The organism is Pelomonas parva, from assembly GCF_043555835.1.
Lineage (GTDB): Bacteria > Pseudomonadota > Gammaproteobacteria > Burkholderiales > Burkholderiaceae_C > Pelomonas > Pelomonas parva.
Genome location: NZ_JBIGHV010000006.1, coordinates 348365 through 362808 on the forward strand (window position 1 = coordinate 348365; position 14444 = coordinate 362808).

Consider the following 14444-nt stretch of genomic DNA (forward strand, 5'->3'; position numbering starts at 1 on the left):
ACGGCGAATGAATCGCAGTGCGCGAAAACCCGGCATTACAGCAGAAGCCGCCGACCCGGTCAATAAGTGGCCAGTCTCAAGCCGGGTTTGCCAGGGATTGACCCCCCTCGAAATTCTGTGGATAACCCGCTCTTCAGAGGGCGCCGCGTCCGTACAATCCGGCCGCTCGAAGACAAGTTTTCCACAATGAGCCCAGAACAAGATGCGGCAGAAGACGGGGCGGATGGGATGCAAGAACGGGCAATGCAGGCAACGGGCATGAATTCGGCGGAATGGGCAACGGACCTCTGGCGGCGTGGCTGCGAGCGTTTGGCCACGGAGCTGCCGGAGCAGCAGTTCAACACCTGGATTCGCCCGCTGCCGCCTGCCACCGTCGCCGGTGAGGGCGCTGTCGCCCACGACGCAGCCAGCGCGCTGGTGGCCACCCTCAAGGTGCCCAACCACTTCAAGCGCGACTGGATCCGCCGCCAGTACGCGACCCGCATCGAAGCCATCCTGACCGAACTCGCCGGCCGCCCGACGCGGCTGGAGCTGTCGCTGTCCGCGCGCGAGCCCTCGGCCGCGCCCATCGCCCTGCCCGCCTCGGCGCCGTCGCTGCAGGCGGCCCTGTCGGCCGAGCCCGGCGCGTCGGTCAAGCCGGCCAGCGCGCCGTCCACCATCATGCTGCCCTCGCAGGGCCCGGCCGCCAGCAAGCACCGCATCAACCCGCAGCTCACGTTCGACACGCTGGTGCCCGGCCGCGCCAACCAGATGGCACGCACCGCGGCGCTGCACGTGGCCGGCGCGCCTGGCATCACCTACAACCCGCTGTTCATCTACGGCGGCGTCGGCCTGGGCAAGACCCACCTGGTCCATGCGGTCGGCAACGCGCTGCTGAAGGACCGCCCCGACGCCCGCGTGCTGTATCTGCACGCCGAGCAGTTCATCTCCGACGTCGTCAAGAACTACCAGCGCAAGACCTTCGACGAGTTGAAGGCCAAGTACCACTCGCTGGACCTGCTGCTGATCGATGACGTGCAGTTCTTCGCCGGCAAGGACCGCACGCAGGAGGAGTTCTTCAACGCCTTCGAGGCGCTGCTGGCCAAGAAGGCCCACATCATCATGACGTCGGACACCTACCCCAAGGGGCTGGTGGACATCGACGAGCGCCTGACCTCCCGCTTCGACGCCGGCCTGACGGTGGCCATCGAGCCGCCCGAGCTGGAAATGCGCGTTGCCATCCTGATCAAGAAGGCCGAGGCCGAAGGCACGCCCATGCCCGAAGACGTGGCCTTCTTCGTCGCCAAGAACGTGCGCGCCAACGTGCGCGAGCTGGAAGGCGCGTTGCGCAAGGTGCTGGCCTATGCCAAGTTCTCGCACAAGGAGATCAGCATCGCGCTGGCCCGCGAGGCGCTGAAGGATCTGCTCTCCATCCAGAACCGCCAGATCGGTGTGGAGAACATCCAGAAGACGGTGGCCGACTTCTACAAGATCAAGATCGCCGACATGTACTCCAAGAAGCGCCCCGCCAGCATCGCCCGGCCGCGCCAGATCGCGATGTACCTGGCCAAGGAGATGACGCAGAAGAGCCTGCCCGAGATCGGCGAGCTGTTCGGTGGGCGCGACCACACGACGGTGCTGCACGCGGTGCGCAAGATCGGCGGCGAGCGCCAGAAGAACACCGAGCTGAACCAGCAGTTGCACGTGCTGGAGCAGACGTTGAAGGGTTGAAGCGGATCGCCGCTTCGGGTTGACCCGCACGCCCCGCCCGGCCGGCAGGGCACCGTTTCCGGGCGACAATCGCAGCTTTACGCGCGCGCGCGTTTTTGGGTCTGCGACCCAGCTGAAATCTCTCCCCCCAAGAGGTCCTCATGATCGTTTTGAAAGCTCCCCAGGATCAGGTGCTCGGCGCGCTGCAAGCAGTGGCCGGCATCGTCGAGCGGCGCCACACGCTGCCCATCCTGGCCAATGTGTTGATCCGCAAGACCGGCAACCAGGTGGAGCTGACGACGAGCGACCTCGAGATCCAGGTGCGCACCACGGTGCAGTTCGACGGCGACGCCGGCAACCTGCAGACCACCGTCGGCGCGCGCAAGCTGATCGACATCCTGCGCTCCATGCCGGCCGACCAGGTCGTCAGCCTGACCAGCAACGCCAACAAGATGACGCTGCAGGGCGGCAAGAGCCGCTTCACGCTGCAGACGCTGCCATCCGATGACTTCCCGCTGGTGCAGGAAGCCGCCGACTTCGGCCCCGCGTTCAGCGTGCCGCAGAAGGCGCTGAAGGGCCTGATCAACCAGGTGCACTTCGCAATGGCGGTGCACGACATCCGCTACTACCTGAACGGCATCCTGTTCGTCGCCGAGGGCAAGAACCTGACGCTGGTCGCCACCGACGGCCACCGCCTGGCGCTGGCCCAGGCCGAGCTGGACACCGACATCCCCAAGCAGGAAGTCATCCTGCCGCGCAAGACCGTGCTGGAACTGCAGCGCCTGCTCAAGGACGGCAAGGACGACGACGCCATCGAGATGCGCTTCGCCGGCAACCAGGCCAAGTTCTCGTTCAGCGGCATGGAGTTCGTGACCAAGCTCGTCGAGGGCAAGTTCCCCGACTACAACCGCGTCATCCCCAAGAACCACAAGTTCCGCCTGACACTGGGCCGCACCACGCTGCTGTCCAGCCTGCAGCGCGCCGCCATCCTGACCAGCGAGAAGTTCAAGGCTGTGCGCCTGTCCTTCGAGCCGGGCCTGCTGTCCATTGCGTCCAGCAACGCCGAGCAGGAAGAGGCCAAGGAAGAGATCGAGATCGACTACGAAGGCGACAAGATCGAGACCGGCTTCAACGTCACCTACCTGATGGATGCCCTGGCCAACATGAGCCAGGACATGGTCTGTATCGACCTCAACGACAGCGCATCGAGCGCGCTGTTGACCATCCCCGACACCACCGGCTTCAAGTACGTCGTGATGCCGATGCGGATCTGAGTCAGCACCTGACTTGGACACAGCGGGCTTCGGCCCGCTTCAGTGCTTTTAAAGGGCGATGAGTTTGTTGCCCGCGAGTGAGAGAGAGTTCCCGATGAGTGATGTTTCCAGCAGCGCCGACCACCCCGATGGCCTGAACGCCAACCAGCAGGCCGCCGCCGCGGCCGAGGCCAAGTCGGGCGCCGTGTACGACGCCAACTCCATCCAGATCCTGGAAGGCCTGGAAGCGGTGCGCAAGCGCCCCGGCATGTACATCGGCGACACGTCGGACGGCACCGGCTTGCACCACCTCGTCTTCGAAGTGGTCGACAACTCCATCGACGAGGCGCTGGCCGGCCACTGCGACGACATCGTCGTCACCATCCACACCGACAACTCCATCTCCGTCATCGACAACGGCCGCGGCATCCCCACCGGCGTCAAGATGGACGACAAGCACGAGCCCAAGCGCTCTGCCGCCGAGATCGCGTTGACCGAGCTGCACGCCGGCGGCAAGTTCAACCAGAACTCGTACAAGGTCTCCGGCGGCCTGCACGGCGTGGGCGTGAGCTGCGTGAACGGCCTCTCCAAGTTCCTGCGCCTGACCGTGCGCCAGAACGGCAAGGTCCACTTCATCGAGTTCGCCAAGGGTGTGCCGCAGGACGGCGAAAGCGTCATGGTCAACGGCTTCGAGACCCGGCCGATGAAGATCATCGGCGAGACCGACAAGCGCGGCACCGAAGTCCACTTTCTGCCGGACACGGAAATCTTCCAGCAGAACAACGACTTCCACTACGACATCCTCGCCAAGCGCCTGCGCGAACTCTCGTTCCTGAATAACGGCGTCAAGATCCGCCTCGTCGACGAACGCAACAACAAGGAAGACAACTTCGCCTATGCCGGTGGCGTGAAGGGCTTCGTCGAGTTCATCAACAAGGGCAAGACGACGCTGCACCCCAACATCTTCCACGCCCAGGGCGACAAGCTCAGCGACCAGCAGACCAACATCGGCGTCGAAGTGGCGATGCAGTGGAACGACGGCTTCAACGAGAACGTCCTCTGCTTCACCAACAACATCCCGCAGCGCGACGGCGGCACCCACCTGACCGGCCTGCGCGCCGCGATGACCCGCGTCATCAACAAGTACATCGACGACAACGAGCTGGCCAAGAAGGCCAAGGTCGAGGTGGCCGGTGACGACATGCGCGAAGGCCTGGCCTGCGTCGTGTCCGTGAAGGTGCCCGAGCCCAAGTTCAGCTCGCAGACGAAAGACAAGCTCGTCTCGTCGGAAGTGCGCGGCCCGGTGGAAGACATCGTCTCCCGCCTGCTGACCGACTACCTGCTCGAGAACCCGCTCGACGCCAAGATCATCTGCGGCAAGATCCTCGATGCCGCCCGTGCCCGCGAGGCCGCCCGCAAGGCCCGTGAGATGACGCGCCGCAAGGGCGTGCTCGACGGCCTGGGCCTGCCCGGCAAGCTGGCCGACTGCCAGGAAAAAGACCCGGCGCTGTGCGAGATCTACATCGTCGAGGGCGACTCCGCCGGCGGCTCCGCCAAGCAGGGCCGCGACCGGAAGTTCCAGGCCATCCTGCCGCTGCGCGGCAAGATCCTGAACGTCGAGAAGGCCCGCTACGAGAAGCTGCTGACCAGCAATGAAATCCTCACGCTGATCACCGCGCTCGGCACCGGCATCGGCCGCGGCGCCGGTGGCGACGACTTCAACCCCGACAAGCTCCGCTACCACCGCATCATCATCATGACCGACGCGGACGTGGACGGTGCCCACATCCGCACGCTGCTGCTCACCTTCTTCTACCGCCAGATGCCCGAGCTGTGCGAGCGCGGCCACATCTACATCGCGCAGCCGCCGCTGTACAAGGTCAAGGTCGGCAAGCACGAGCAGTACCTGAAGGACGCGCCCGAGCTGGACGCCTTCCTGCTCAAGGTCGCGCTGCAGGATGCGAGCCTCGACACGGGCACCGGCAACACGCTCAAGGGCGACACTCTTGACACGCTGGCGCGCAAGTACGTGGCTGCGCAGTCCGTCATCGGCCGCCTGTCCAACTGGATGGACATCGAGGCGCTGCACATCCTCGCCAACGGCCTGGCGCTCAAGCTCGACACCCGCGAGGATGCCGACGCCAGCGCCGCCAGCCTGAAGGGTCTGCTGCACGACGCGCTGGTCACGGTGGAGACCGACCCGCGCACCGACAAGTTCTTCCTGAAGATCGCCCGCACCCACCACGGCAACGTGCGCGCCAGCGTCATTCACGCCGACTTCGTGCACGGCGCCGACTACGAAGTGCTTGCAGACGCCGGCCTCAGCTTCCAGGGCCTCATCCAGGCCGGCGCCATCGTGCGCAAGGGCGAGGGCGAGAAGGCCAAGGAAGCCAAGGTCGACGACTTCCGCGCCGCGATGGCCTGGCTGATGACGCAGGCCGAAGGTGCCGTCGGCCGCCAGCGCTACAAGGGCCTGGGCGAGATGAACCCCGAGCAGCTCTGGGAAACGACCATGGACCCCAACGTCCGCCGCCTGCTGCGCGTGCAGATCGACGACGCCATCGAGGCGGACAAGGTCTTCACGATGCTGATGGGCGACGAGGTGGAGCCGCGCAGGGAATTTATTGAGGCCAACGCGCTACGAGCTGGGAACATCGACGTCTAAATTGTCGGGTGACGTCGTAGGGCGCCAAGTTAATTGCGACGCGCGCCACAGTTCTGCGACTGACGGGCGCTAGTTGATGCGACTGGCCGCCCCGGCGGGTGGGAAATGACCACGTCGCCGGCTCTGACCCGATGCGGGCGGCCACTCATGCAGCTCATGACTGGGGGCACTGCGAGGGGCGCCCTTCGTGAGCCGCCGTCAGGCCGCTCAACCTGCCTATTGCTATCAGGCAAACCCTAGTGCATCAGTTGTGCAAGTGCACCTGCGTAACACTGGGGAGATCATGGCCAATGGCGATCAACTCAAAGCCTTGCTCCGTTCCTATGCGGAGTGAGGTGATCGCCATGTCTACTAGGTGGCCATGCAGATGGCCGCGCGCGAGGCCAAGCAGGGCCATGGCAAGCTGGCTGAGGAATTGCGAGACCTGATCGACGCCGCCAAGTCGCGTCGGCACACTGGGCACCGAAGGTGCCGCTGATAGCGCCCTCCCGCTGGCCCGCGCCAAAGGCGAGCTGGCCCGCTGCTCAGCGTCTCACGCGGGGATGTATTCCTCGATGACGCTCTGTTCAGACGCTTTGATGACTCGGTCGAGTACCACGTGCCGTCGGCCGACTAGATCTGGGCGCTGCAGCCCATGCGACTGGGGAGCTACCTCAAGTCCGCCAAGTCCATTGCGGCTTTGACCACCAAGGCCGTCAGCCTGAGCCACGCGGAGATCACACGCGCTGTTGGCGATGCGGTCAAGGAAGCAGTCATGCAAGACCGGGTAGCCGCTGACGCTAGCCTGCCTGCCTGATTCTCCGATGCTGGGTCTCAACCGGAGCAGCGTCAGTCTTGGCTAAACTTGGCAAGATTCGGCCAAGCTGCGATCATCCGCAGCATGACCAAAACGACGGCTCACGCAGCCGACGAAATCTTCACCCTCGATGAGGTCTCCGCGTATCTAAAGGCGGGCAAGCGCACCGTTTATCGCTTGGCGCAGGCCGGCGACATCGCCCTTGAGCTTCTGGAAATCCAACGCGCTGTGATTGTGGAAGCCCAGTGGTCTGCCGTCCTCGTCTTTGGCCAGCTCATTCAGGACGCGGTCGATCAATGCAGCGTCCTTGCCTTTCAGGCCTTCGTAGCGGGCGAGTACGGCTTCCTTGGTCAGCGCAAGCACCGCGTCGAAGCGGCGCAGGACCGTCAATGGCAGCATGACGCGCTCGTACTGCGGCGGGCGGTAGGGACCGCGCAGTAGGTCGGCGACAGACCAGATGAAGTTTGCGAGTTGCTGGAAGTTGGCGTCGGTCATTCTGTTGAATTCTTCTTATGAGCCGCTGCCGCTATTCCTGTCGCGATCCAAAGGTCAAGCTCCGACCTTCGAAATCGCCAGGTACCGCCCAGCTTGAACGCCGGAATCCCGACAACATCGCCCACCCAGAACACATGCTTATTCGGCACTGCTTGCGATGGCTTGTTTGCCTTTTGACGCTGGCGAACGCATCGGCGCAAGGTTGCTCGCTGAGCGCCGACTACCTGCCGCCCACTAACTACGAGTTGGTCAGGATGACCCCGACCATCGTGCTGGCCAAGGCCGTTGCGGCGCATGCCGGCAACGGCACGCCAAACGATCCGCCCATGGTCAGCTTCACGGTGCAGGACGTGGTGAAGGGAACCCCGCCGTCGTCGACCTTTAAGCTCGAAGGCGTTACCGATGTCTATGACGGCCCGAGCTCCGAGAGCTCGTTCGACGAGGTCCGGCCCGGTGCACAACGCGGGGCTTGCAACGCCTACGATTACCGTCTGGGAACGACCTACCTGCTCTTTCTCGGCTTAGGTGTTAAGCCTACCGATATCCTGGGATCTCCGCCGTATACGCGTATCAATGAAGAGGCCCGGCAAGACAGCCCCTGGCTTGCGGCCGTCCGACATTACGCGCGCGTCGCCACGCTGAAGAACCCTGTGGCGGAACGCCGTGAACTCCAGGCGTTGGAGCTCAAGGCCAAGACGGCCCCGCGAGATCCGCGCTATCCCAAGCAGATGGTTTCGGACATCAAGCAGCATTTCGCGTCTCCCAGCCGGTTGAAGACCTTCGCGGAGTTGTTGGCGCTCTACGAAGGACAGGGCGTCCACAAAGACATCAAGTCCGGTGCATTGCTTGCCATGGCCACCGCCCCCAAACCGGAGGCGCGTTACCTGTTCGATCGGGCGATTCGAAGCGGCGACTGGCACGCCCATCCTCACGTAACGGGCAAGTTCGTCGAGAACACGCGGGATGGCGAACTGGCGTCACTCATGCTCGCTGAGCTGCCCGGCACGAGTGACGAACAACTTCACGAAACGATCGTCCGAACAGCCATCATTGCCGCCCCTCGACATGAAGCCCCTCGAATGCTGCAGGCCTTGCGCGCTGCACCGCCGGAAGAAACCCGCCAGCTGGCCCGATGGTTTGCAAGGTTCCCCTCACCCGAAGCCACGCAAATATTGAAGAGTCGATTGAAGGTTGATTACGCGCAGGACTGGGAGCTTGCCTTCATCGTGGCTGGCTTGGGCGACTCTGATGTGCTGGCATGGGGGCAGCGCTTAACCGCTCTCCGGAGCAATGACGCCTGGATGGGCTATTACGTTGTTGCGCGGTCACCCTTGCCGGCAGCTGATGCGCTGGCTCGCCGCGCAATCCGTCGGGCTGACGAAGAGAGCCTGATGGCTCTGGTGCAAGGCTACAAGGATTCCACCAACCCCAACTTGTGGGATCGCCTGGCCGATGTCGCGGCAATGCGCCAACGACCGCCCAAGGTCGATGCATGGCTCAAGACGGTCCTGAAGCAACGGGCCGAAGCAAGAGATGCTCGCTCCGCGGCATTGCTGCAGAGCCTCGGCAGTCCCGCAGCAACACCAGCCAACCTAAGCCAATAGGGCGTGCTGTTCAAGGTGGTTTGGCCGGACGCATACCGCCATGCAGGCGGGTGATCCACACGGCCGCCTCGGCGGCCACGTCTTTCGGTACGAGCGGTGGCCCCTCGGGCTCCGCCGCCCCGGCGGACGCCTGACGGCGATCCATCGCTACCAGCCTTCCATCCAGGTCGTGAGCTGCAGCGTGGCCTTGGCGATGTGCTTGTGGACCGTCGTGGTGCTCAGGCCGTGCAGCCGTGCGAGCTCGACGATGGTCAGCCCGTCGAGTCGGTGGGCCAGGAAGATGCTCCGCGTGGTCTCGCTCATGCGGCTGACGCCGAGGCTTAAGCGTTCTAGCCGCTCCTTGGCGAGCAACGTGGCCTCGGCAGTGGGCGCGTAGTCGATGATGACGACATCCTCGACGAGGACTTCTTCACCTCGGGTCGTCTGAGCGCGATGGGCGTCAACGGACAGGTTGAGCGCGGTGCGCATCAGGAAGGCTTCGGGCCGCTCGACGGGCTGGTCCCGCTCGTAGCAGGCCAGCCGGACCCAGGCTTCCTGGACCAGGTCATCGGCTTCGTGCGCGTTGCGACCACGGCGCATCAGGGCGCCGCGCACCCGCGCGAAGACGTCCTGCCAATTCTTCGCAAGCCAAGCCGACATGGCGATCAGGCCGCTCGTGCCAGGACACGAGGCGCGGCATCGAGGCCGAACTGCGCTGGCTTGGTGCGTCTCCAGCAGTCAGCCAGCAAATCCCGGTCCGCTCGCTGAAACGCCTGCGCGATGAGGTCGGCCGCCGCAGCGTGATCGGCAAACGGGCCATGCTTCTTCGCGGCACGCGACATGCGGTCCTGTAGGCGCTGCGCGGCGGTGTCGGTCCAACGGATGGCCTGCCGCATTCGTGAGCTCGCGACGCCGTACTCGGCAAACTCAGCCACGGTGTGCTCACAGACCTTGGGGCCCAACCCCTTCATCGCCGTAGCCAGGTTGTCCTCGGCAGCGAGCACCGTGACACGCTCCACCCCGCGGTCATGTAGGTCGGCAGCGATCCGGTGCGCCGTTGACGGGCCGTCGTCGCGCCAGGCCCCGAGCACCTGGAACTGGCCGTCCGTGAAGAGACCGAGTGCCCAGTGCCATTCAGCGGTGGCCGGCGCCCCGTCGATCCACATCCGAATCCGGAGCTTGCCGAACTGCACAACCGTGTAGCGGCAGCAGAGGGCGCTTGTGAACCAGCGGGTGGATTCCCAAAAGAAGTACGCCATTGATTCGCTCCTTGAGGCCAAGCCTTGTTCGCTTCGGCCAGTTGGCAACCGGCTGCGGTCGGTGACGAGTCGGTACGCACCCGATCAACCAAATCCAGTTTGCTGTCAATAGACACGTGTCTTTAGTGTACGAAGCAAAAACACTTCGGGTCGATGCGACCCAGCCGAAATCAGAAGCTCATCGAAGCGCTTGCCGTGGAGATCAAGGCGCGCCGGCAGGAACTTGCATTGACGCAGGAGGACCTTGCCGGTCGTTGCGACCTGGACCGTCCCTTCATTTCGCTCATCGAGGTTGGCAAGAAGCAGCCCACGATCAGCGTGCTCTATCGGTTGTCGTCGGCACTTGAGTTGTCGTTCGCTGAGTTCGCAGGGCGTGTTGAGTCGCGCTACTCGCAGTAGGCGGTCATGCAGGCGCCCCCACGGCAGGAGAACGGCGCTGGGCCGTCTTGAATCTCAGCTTGGGCAGGCCGTGGAGCTGACGGTCGGCGTTTTCGAGGGCGTGCATGAGGAAGGCAACAGCGGCACCCTCGTCCGCGAACGGGGCCTGGCGCTTGATCGTGCGGGTGAGGCTGGCCTGCAGGCGTTCAGCAGTCGCGGTGGCCGACTGAAGCGCGGCACGGCGCCGTGGGCCGAAGGTGTTTGCGGCATCAGGATCGCTACACGCCGACCAGGTGACTGCATCGGGATAGGTCGACGTGCAGTCCAAGCCGCCGTCAGCGGAAATCGCCTTGATGTGCTCGATACCGCGGTCGTGGAGTTCATGGGCAACGCTCAGCGCGGGCACTTGCGCAGACCAGGCGCCTAGCAGCTCGTATTGGTCCCCCTTGAACAGACCCAGAGCCCAGCGCCAGCGGGAATGCTCGACGACGTCACCCCGTCGAACGGGCAAGGCGAGGGTCTTGAACTCTGCGAGGACGTACCTGCAGCAAAGCGACTTACCCCGCCATCCGTAGACGATTCCCGCGCCATCCCCATCTCTGGTCTCAGAAAACCTGTCCATGGCCGCCTCCTTCGTTTGCGCAAGCGTTTGCCCTCAAGAGCACGCTGGCCCATCCATTATGTGAAGCAAACTCCGTAGATGCAAATCAGTCGTGTCGTCAACCTGACGGCATGTCCGCGACGCCCAAGCCACCCACTGAACTACCGTCTCACGACGATGTTCGAGGCGTGCTTGCCTACAACGTCCGATTGCTCCGCGTCCAGCGAGACTGGTCCCAAGAGGAGCTCGCCATGGAATGTGAGCTTGACCGCACCTACGTCTCAGCCGTCGAACGCTCACGATGGAACGTTTCCTTGGCCAACATCCAGAAGTTGGCCGCAGCGCTCGGCACCGAACCCTGGCTTTTGCTCAGACCGCCCGATAGCGACTCATCGGCAAAGGTCCCGTAGCGGAGCCTGTGACGCGAACTACTGAATACGACTGAGTGGGGACGAGGCCTGTTGTCGAGCATGGGGCTTGAGCCAGTTGTCCAAGAGGCCGACGTTTGTTGTCGCGCTCATCGCAGTAGGCGGTCAGGCTGAGGTCGGCAATATTTGCGAACCGCACCAGTTCTCGAAGACCGTGAACACCCGCAGTACGACAGCGTGCTCGGGATGACGTAGAGGGACGCTGAACACGGCGACCCGCGGTCGCACGACTTCGACCATCGGCTAGGCACCGTCCAAGTGGTTCGCCGTGAAGGTCTTTGGAGATCGCCGAGGTCCCAACCCGGCCATGGGTCGAGCCGACCGCCACCGCCAGCTCCACGGCGACCGGCAAGACCTGGCCTGGCGAACTCAAGGCGCATGGGTCGGACGGCGGAATCCCTCCCGTGTGCGGCGCTGCCAAGCCACGCCATTGAAACAGTTGGTAAAAGTCCGCCGCGTGCACATCGCGCTGGAGGGATGGACGTTTGAGGCGCCCAGACATTCGGTGCAACTTGCTTACGGGTTTCCCGACACTCTATGAGGCGCCGAACGACACACCGCTTCGAACGTTCGGTTCTTGAAGCCTCCAGTGCTGGCCGGCACGGGCTTGGTGTGCTCTGCGAGCCCTCCGGAAGGTGCCGGAGGCGGGAAGCAGTGCATCTGGACAGTTAGCGGTCCAAGGTCTGCAATCACCCCCGCGGTCATCAGGCCGCTATCCGCTGAAGCGGGCAGTGTGCAAAGCAGGCTGGGGAGCAGGTTTGGACTCGACTGCCATCCGGACAACAAGGTGCTCGGTCAGGAGACTCCCGGCCGCGGCGCGGTGCGGGATGGCGCCATCGGCTGCCCTTGCGTGCATCCACCGCGAGCGGCTGATCCTGATGGAGTACGGGAGTTCTCGCGGCAAACGCTTTGGCAGGAGTGACGCATGAATCCTTGGTCCCCAAGCCGCACGATCGCGGCCCTGGTCTTTGCAATCGTCGCCTATGCCGCGCCGGCTGGCGTCGCCGTATACATGGCCGGCGTGCTGTTCCTGGTGCTTTGCAAGGCGAATCCGGCACAGGCTGGCATCACCAGCATCTTCGACTATTGGAAGCTCTACGACCAGTGCCATCTGCCCGATCCGCAAGGAGCCCAGGCGGAACCGATTGCCAAGCGGATGTCCGACTTCCTGTCACGCGAGCAAGGGTTGCCCAAGGATGGCCAGTCCCAACGCACGCGGCCGTGAGCCCGCTGTAGACGTTCGCCTCGTGTCGGAGCAGATGGAATGGACAGGTCCTCAAACACCCGGGAACCAGAGCAGCTCGTGCTGCTGGATTCGTTGACCGCGCTTCCGCTGGAGGGCCTGCAGGCACCACTGCGGACCTCGCAGAAGCGGACGAACGAGTGCAACAGGCTCATGTTGAACCTGGGGCTCTTGGGGCCACGCCTGCGCGCGCATGCGCAGCGTCTGGGGACGTCCATGTCGGTTCTCGTACGCCGGGCGACGCTGAAGATGCTCGATGACGATCTCGTGCCCTCCGCCCCGGTCATCGGTGGCCAACCGTTCGAGCATTCAACGCGGAACCTGCACTTTCACTTGAACCTGCCTGAGGCCTGCCATGCGGAACTCACTGCGCGCGCACGCGCTGCCGACATGACGCGGGGTGAGTTCGTGTGGTCGCTGTTGAAGGGCATCTCGCCTGCGGCGCTGCCTCCCGACCACGCGGCGGCCGTGCAGGCGCTGCGTGTTTCGACGGACCGTCTCGCAATGGTGGCCACCGATTTCAACGAGTTCCTGCGGCTGCTCACCCGGAGCGCCGCCACGCACGCGGAGCTGGCGCCGTTTCACGCCAGCATCAAGTCGCTGAATAACTCGGTCGCGGAACACCTGAAGGTGGCCTCCGTGCTGATCGCCGAGCTGAAGCCATACAGAAGGTCGAGGTGGTGAGATGGCGCGCAACATCGACAGCGCGTTGGTCCAGTGGGGCGACCGGCTGTTCTACCCGTCCAACCGCATCGTGCCGGCGGATCCGCCGCCCAAGCTGCGAGCCCGTGCTGTCGCCATCCGCCAGCGCATCGCGACGGTGGTGCGGCGAGCGCCGCAGGTGATCGTCAGGGTCACGGGCGGTGGCAGGGGCATGGGTGCCATCACCGATCACCTGCGCTACATCACCCGGTCGGGCTGTCTGGAATTCGAGGACGATCGCGGAACGGTACGCGATGGCAAGGAAGCGCTTCGTGATTTGACGGATGGCTGGCGCTACAGCGGCAGGTTCATCTCCGAAGTCGAGAACCGGCGCGAGGCCGTCAACATCATGCTGGCGATGCGGTCGGGAACGGACGCGAAGCTGGTGAGGCAGGCGGTCCGCGATTTCGCGAGAATCGAGCTCGCCGGGCACCGCTACGTCATGGTGCTGCACGAGCACCAGACCAGTCCTCACGTCCATTTGTGTGTGAAGCGCGAGTCGATCGCCGGCGAGCGGCTGAGCTGCGGCACGCCGGATCTCAAGCGTTGGCGACAGACTTTCGCGGAGCGGCTGCAGGGCTTGGAGATCGATGCGGACGCCACCGGACAGGCCGTTCGGGGTGCCACGCGCAACTTCGACTCGCTGTGGCGAATGAAGGCCAGGGACGAAGGGCGCCTGCGAACGACCATTCGCCCGACCAAGAGTGGCCAGGCCGTCGACCGCAGCCGCGCCGAGGCCATGAAGTGTTGGGGTCAGATCTTGAAGGCGCTGGTGGACTCCGAACAAGAGGAAGACCGCAAACTGGCGTCCAAGGTCGCCGACTTCGTTTGTCGAACGCCGTACATCCAGGACGTCCTGCGCAAGCACCCCGAAGCCATGCGTGAGGTCGGTCGCCATCTCGAAGCGGAGCAGCAACCCATCGTCGGGCGGGGGAGCTCCGGACCGGAATGGGTGCGATGACGGCCGCACTCGTCACGGCCACCGCGGCGGGCTCGCCCGTTTGCTTTGAACTGCCACACAGGAGACACACATGCGCCAATCTTGGAAGGCAAGGCGTGTGGATCCGGACCTAGATCCGGAAGTTGAAGCGGATGGTCTTGGAGCTGATCTCAACAGATCCCCTGCAGTCTGGGGGACGTTCTGGTCGTTGACATTTCACAGCGTCAACAGCTGGCTGCGCTCAAACCTGCCAGGCGTCAGGTCGGCGATTGGTCCGCATGGTCGGCGCCAAGTCAGGCGTTGGTTCGTGCGGCGCCGAGACTTCTCCGACCTGCGTATCGAATTCGAGGTCGACCCGTTCATGACCTTTGCCGCGCCGCGGCCCTGGCAGCTTGCCAACGGGTAGTTGCCG

14 protein-coding genes are annotated in these 14444 nt (G+C 64.1%); 10 read left to right on the forward strand and 4 right to left on the reverse strand.

Annotation, left to right across the window (positions count from 1 at the left end):
• The first annotated feature begins 258 nt into the window (after positions 1-258).
• The 3 genes from dnaA to gyrB all read left to right on the forward strand — a co-directional run bounded on the left by dnaA (position 259) and on the right by gyrB (position 5607).
• Complete coding sequence (gene dnaA / locus ACG00Y_RS18165; RefSeq protein ID WP_394481243.1) at positions 259-1710, forward strand: chromosomal replication initiator protein DnaA; 1452 nt, start codon at positions 259-261, stop codon at positions 1708-1710.
• A gap of 140 nt (positions 1711-1850) precedes the next feature.
• On the forward strand, positions 1851-2963 hold the full coding sequence (gene dnaN, locus ACG00Y_RS18170) for a DNA polymerase III subunit beta (RefSeq protein ID WP_394481245.1): 1113 nt from the start codon (positions 1851-1853) through the stop codon (positions 2961-2963).
• A gap of 94 nt (positions 2964-3057) precedes the next feature.
• Positions 3058-5607, forward strand: a complete 2550-nt coding sequence (gene gyrB, locus ACG00Y_RS18175) for a DNA topoisomerase (ATP-hydrolyzing) subunit B (protein ID WP_394481246.1) — start codon at positions 3058-3060, stop codon at positions 5605-5607.
• A 943-nt stretch (positions 5608-6550) separates the two neighbouring features.
• Here gyrB and ACG00Y_RS18185 read toward each other — a convergent pair.
• Entirely contained in the window at positions 6551-6898 is a 348-nt protein-coding gene (locus ACG00Y_RS18185) for a type I restriction-modification system subunit M N-terminal domain-containing protein (protein ID WP_394481248.1), read from the reverse strand.
• A gap of 17 nt (positions 6899-6915) precedes the next feature.
• Between ACG00Y_RS18185 and ACG00Y_RS18195 the strand changes: the two genes are divergently transcribed.
• Positions 6916-8502 (forward strand): hypothetical protein, encoded by a 1587-nt coding sequence (locus tag ACG00Y_RS18195; RefSeq protein ID WP_474103954.1) that lies wholly within the window; start codon positions 6916-6918, stop codon positions 8500-8502.
• A gap of 147 nt (positions 8503-8649) precedes the next feature.
• Here ACG00Y_RS18195 and ACG00Y_RS18200 read toward each other — a convergent pair whose 3' ends face one another.
• Positions 8650-9141 (reverse strand): RNA polymerase sigma factor, encoded by a 492-nt coding sequence (locus ACG00Y_RS18200; protein ID WP_394481254.1) that lies wholly within the window; start codon positions 9139-9141, stop codon positions 8650-8652.
• A 5-nt stretch (positions 9142-9146) separates the two neighbouring features.
• Positions 9147-9740 carry a hypothetical protein gene (locus tag ACG00Y_RS18205; RefSeq protein WP_394481256.1) on the reverse strand — a complete coding sequence of 198 codons (594 nt, stop codon included), beginning with the start codon at positions 9738-9740 and terminating at the stop codon, positions 9147-9149.
• A gap of 153 nt (positions 9741-9893) precedes the next feature.
• Here ACG00Y_RS18205 and ACG00Y_RS18210 point away from each other — a divergent pair, with 153 nt between their 5' ends.
• Complete coding sequence (locus ACG00Y_RS18210; protein ID WP_394481258.1) at positions 9894-10139, forward strand: helix-turn-helix domain-containing protein; 246 nt, start codon at positions 9894-9896, stop codon at positions 10137-10139.
• A 4-nt stretch (positions 10140-10143) separates the two neighbouring features.
• Here ACG00Y_RS18210 and ACG00Y_RS18215 read toward each other — a convergent pair whose 3' ends face one another.
• Positions 10144-10740, reverse strand: a complete 597-nt coding sequence (locus ACG00Y_RS18215; RefSeq protein ID WP_394481260.1) for a hypothetical protein — start codon at positions 10738-10740, stop codon at positions 10144-10146.
• Between the two features lie 110 nt (positions 10741-10850).
• On the opposite strand from ACG00Y_RS18215, the gene ACG00Y_RS18220 reads away from it, so the two are divergent.
• From ACG00Y_RS18220 to ACG00Y_RS18240, 5 genes are all read left to right on the forward strand, one after another.
• The gene (locus ACG00Y_RS18220; RefSeq protein ID WP_394481262.1) at positions 10851-11129 is read left to right on the forward strand and encodes a helix-turn-helix domain-containing protein; all 279 of its coding nucleotides are present in this window, start codon (positions 10851-10853) and stop codon (positions 11127-11129) included.
• A gap of 943 nt (positions 11130-12072) precedes the next feature.
• A complete protein-coding gene (locus ACG00Y_RS18225) occupies positions 12073-12372 on the forward strand; it encodes a hypothetical protein (RefSeq protein ID WP_394481264.1) in 300 nt (99 codons plus the stop codon).
• A gap of 39 nt (positions 12373-12411) precedes the next feature.
• Positions 12412-13074 carry a hypothetical protein gene (locus ACG00Y_RS18230; protein WP_394481266.1) on the forward strand — a complete coding sequence of 221 codons (663 nt, stop codon included), beginning with the start codon at positions 12412-12414 and terminating at the stop codon, positions 13072-13074.
• Between the two features lies 1 nt (position 13075).
• Positions 13076-14053 (forward strand): relaxase/mobilization nuclease domain-containing protein, encoded by a 978-nt coding sequence (locus ACG00Y_RS18235; RefSeq protein WP_394481268.1) that lies wholly within the window; start codon positions 13076-13078, stop codon positions 14051-14053.
• A 70-nt stretch (positions 14054-14123) separates the two neighbouring features.
• Positions 14124-14438 carry a hypothetical protein gene (locus ACG00Y_RS18240; protein ID WP_394481270.1) on the forward strand — a complete coding sequence of 105 codons (315 nt, stop codon included), beginning with the start codon at positions 14124-14126 and terminating at the stop codon, positions 14436-14438.
• Positions 14439-14444 lie beyond the last annotated feature (6 nt).

What these genes read in the sequence shown, in the direction of transcription:
- dnaA (WP_394481243.1), top strand. Translation starts at nt 259, where the DNA reads ATGAATTCGGCGGAATGGGCAACGGACCTCTGGCGGCGTGGCTGCGAG.
- dnaN (WP_394481245.1), top strand. Translation starts at nt 1,851, where the DNA reads ATGATCGTTTTGAAAGCTCCCCAGGATCAGGTGCTCGGCGCGCTGCAA.
- gyrB (WP_394481246.1), top strand. Translation starts at nt 3,058, where the DNA reads ATGAGTGATGTTTCCAGCAGCGCCGACCACCCCGATGGCCTGAACGCC.
- ACG00Y_RS18185 (WP_394481248.1), bottom strand. Translation starts at nt 6,898, where the DNA reads ATGACCGACGCCAACTTCCAGCAACTCGCAAACTTCATCTGGTCTGTC.
- ACG00Y_RS18195 (WP_474103954.1), top strand. Translation starts at nt 6,916, where the DNA reads ATGAGCCGCTGCCGCTATTCCTGTCGCGATCCAAAGGTCAAGCTCCGA.
- ACG00Y_RS18200 (WP_394481254.1), bottom strand. Translation starts at nt 9,141, where the DNA reads ATGTCGGCTTGGCTTGCGAAGAATTGGCAGGACGTCTTCGCGCGGGTG.
- ACG00Y_RS18205 (WP_394481256.1), bottom strand. Translation starts at nt 9,740, where the DNA reads ATGGCGTACTTCTTTTGGGAATCCACCCGCTGGTTCACAAGCGCCCTC.
- ACG00Y_RS18210 (WP_394481258.1), top strand. Translation starts at nt 9,894, where the DNA reads ATGCGACCCAGCCGAAATCAGAAGCTCATCGAAGCGCTTGCCGTGGAG.
- ACG00Y_RS18215 (WP_394481260.1), bottom strand. Translation starts at nt 10,740, where the DNA reads ATGGACAGGTTTTCTGAGACCAGAGATGGGGATGGCGCGGGAATCGTC.
- ACG00Y_RS18220 (WP_394481262.1), top strand. Translation starts at nt 10,851, where the DNA reads ATGTCCGCGACGCCCAAGCCACCCACTGAACTACCGTCTCACGACGAT.
- ACG00Y_RS18225 (WP_394481264.1), top strand. Translation starts at nt 12,073, where the DNA reads ATGAATCCTTGGTCCCCAAGCCGCACGATCGCGGCCCTGGTCTTTGCA.
- ACG00Y_RS18230 (WP_394481266.1), top strand. Translation starts at nt 12,412, where the DNA reads ATGGACAGGTCCTCAAACACCCGGGAACCAGAGCAGCTCGTGCTGCTG.
- ACG00Y_RS18235 (WP_394481268.1), top strand. Translation starts at nt 13,076, where the DNA reads ATGGCGCGCAACATCGACAGCGCGTTGGTCCAGTGGGGCGACCGGCTG.
- ACG00Y_RS18240 (WP_394481270.1), top strand. Translation starts at nt 14,124, where the DNA reads ATGCGCCAATCTTGGAAGGCAAGGCGTGTGGATCCGGACCTAGATCCG.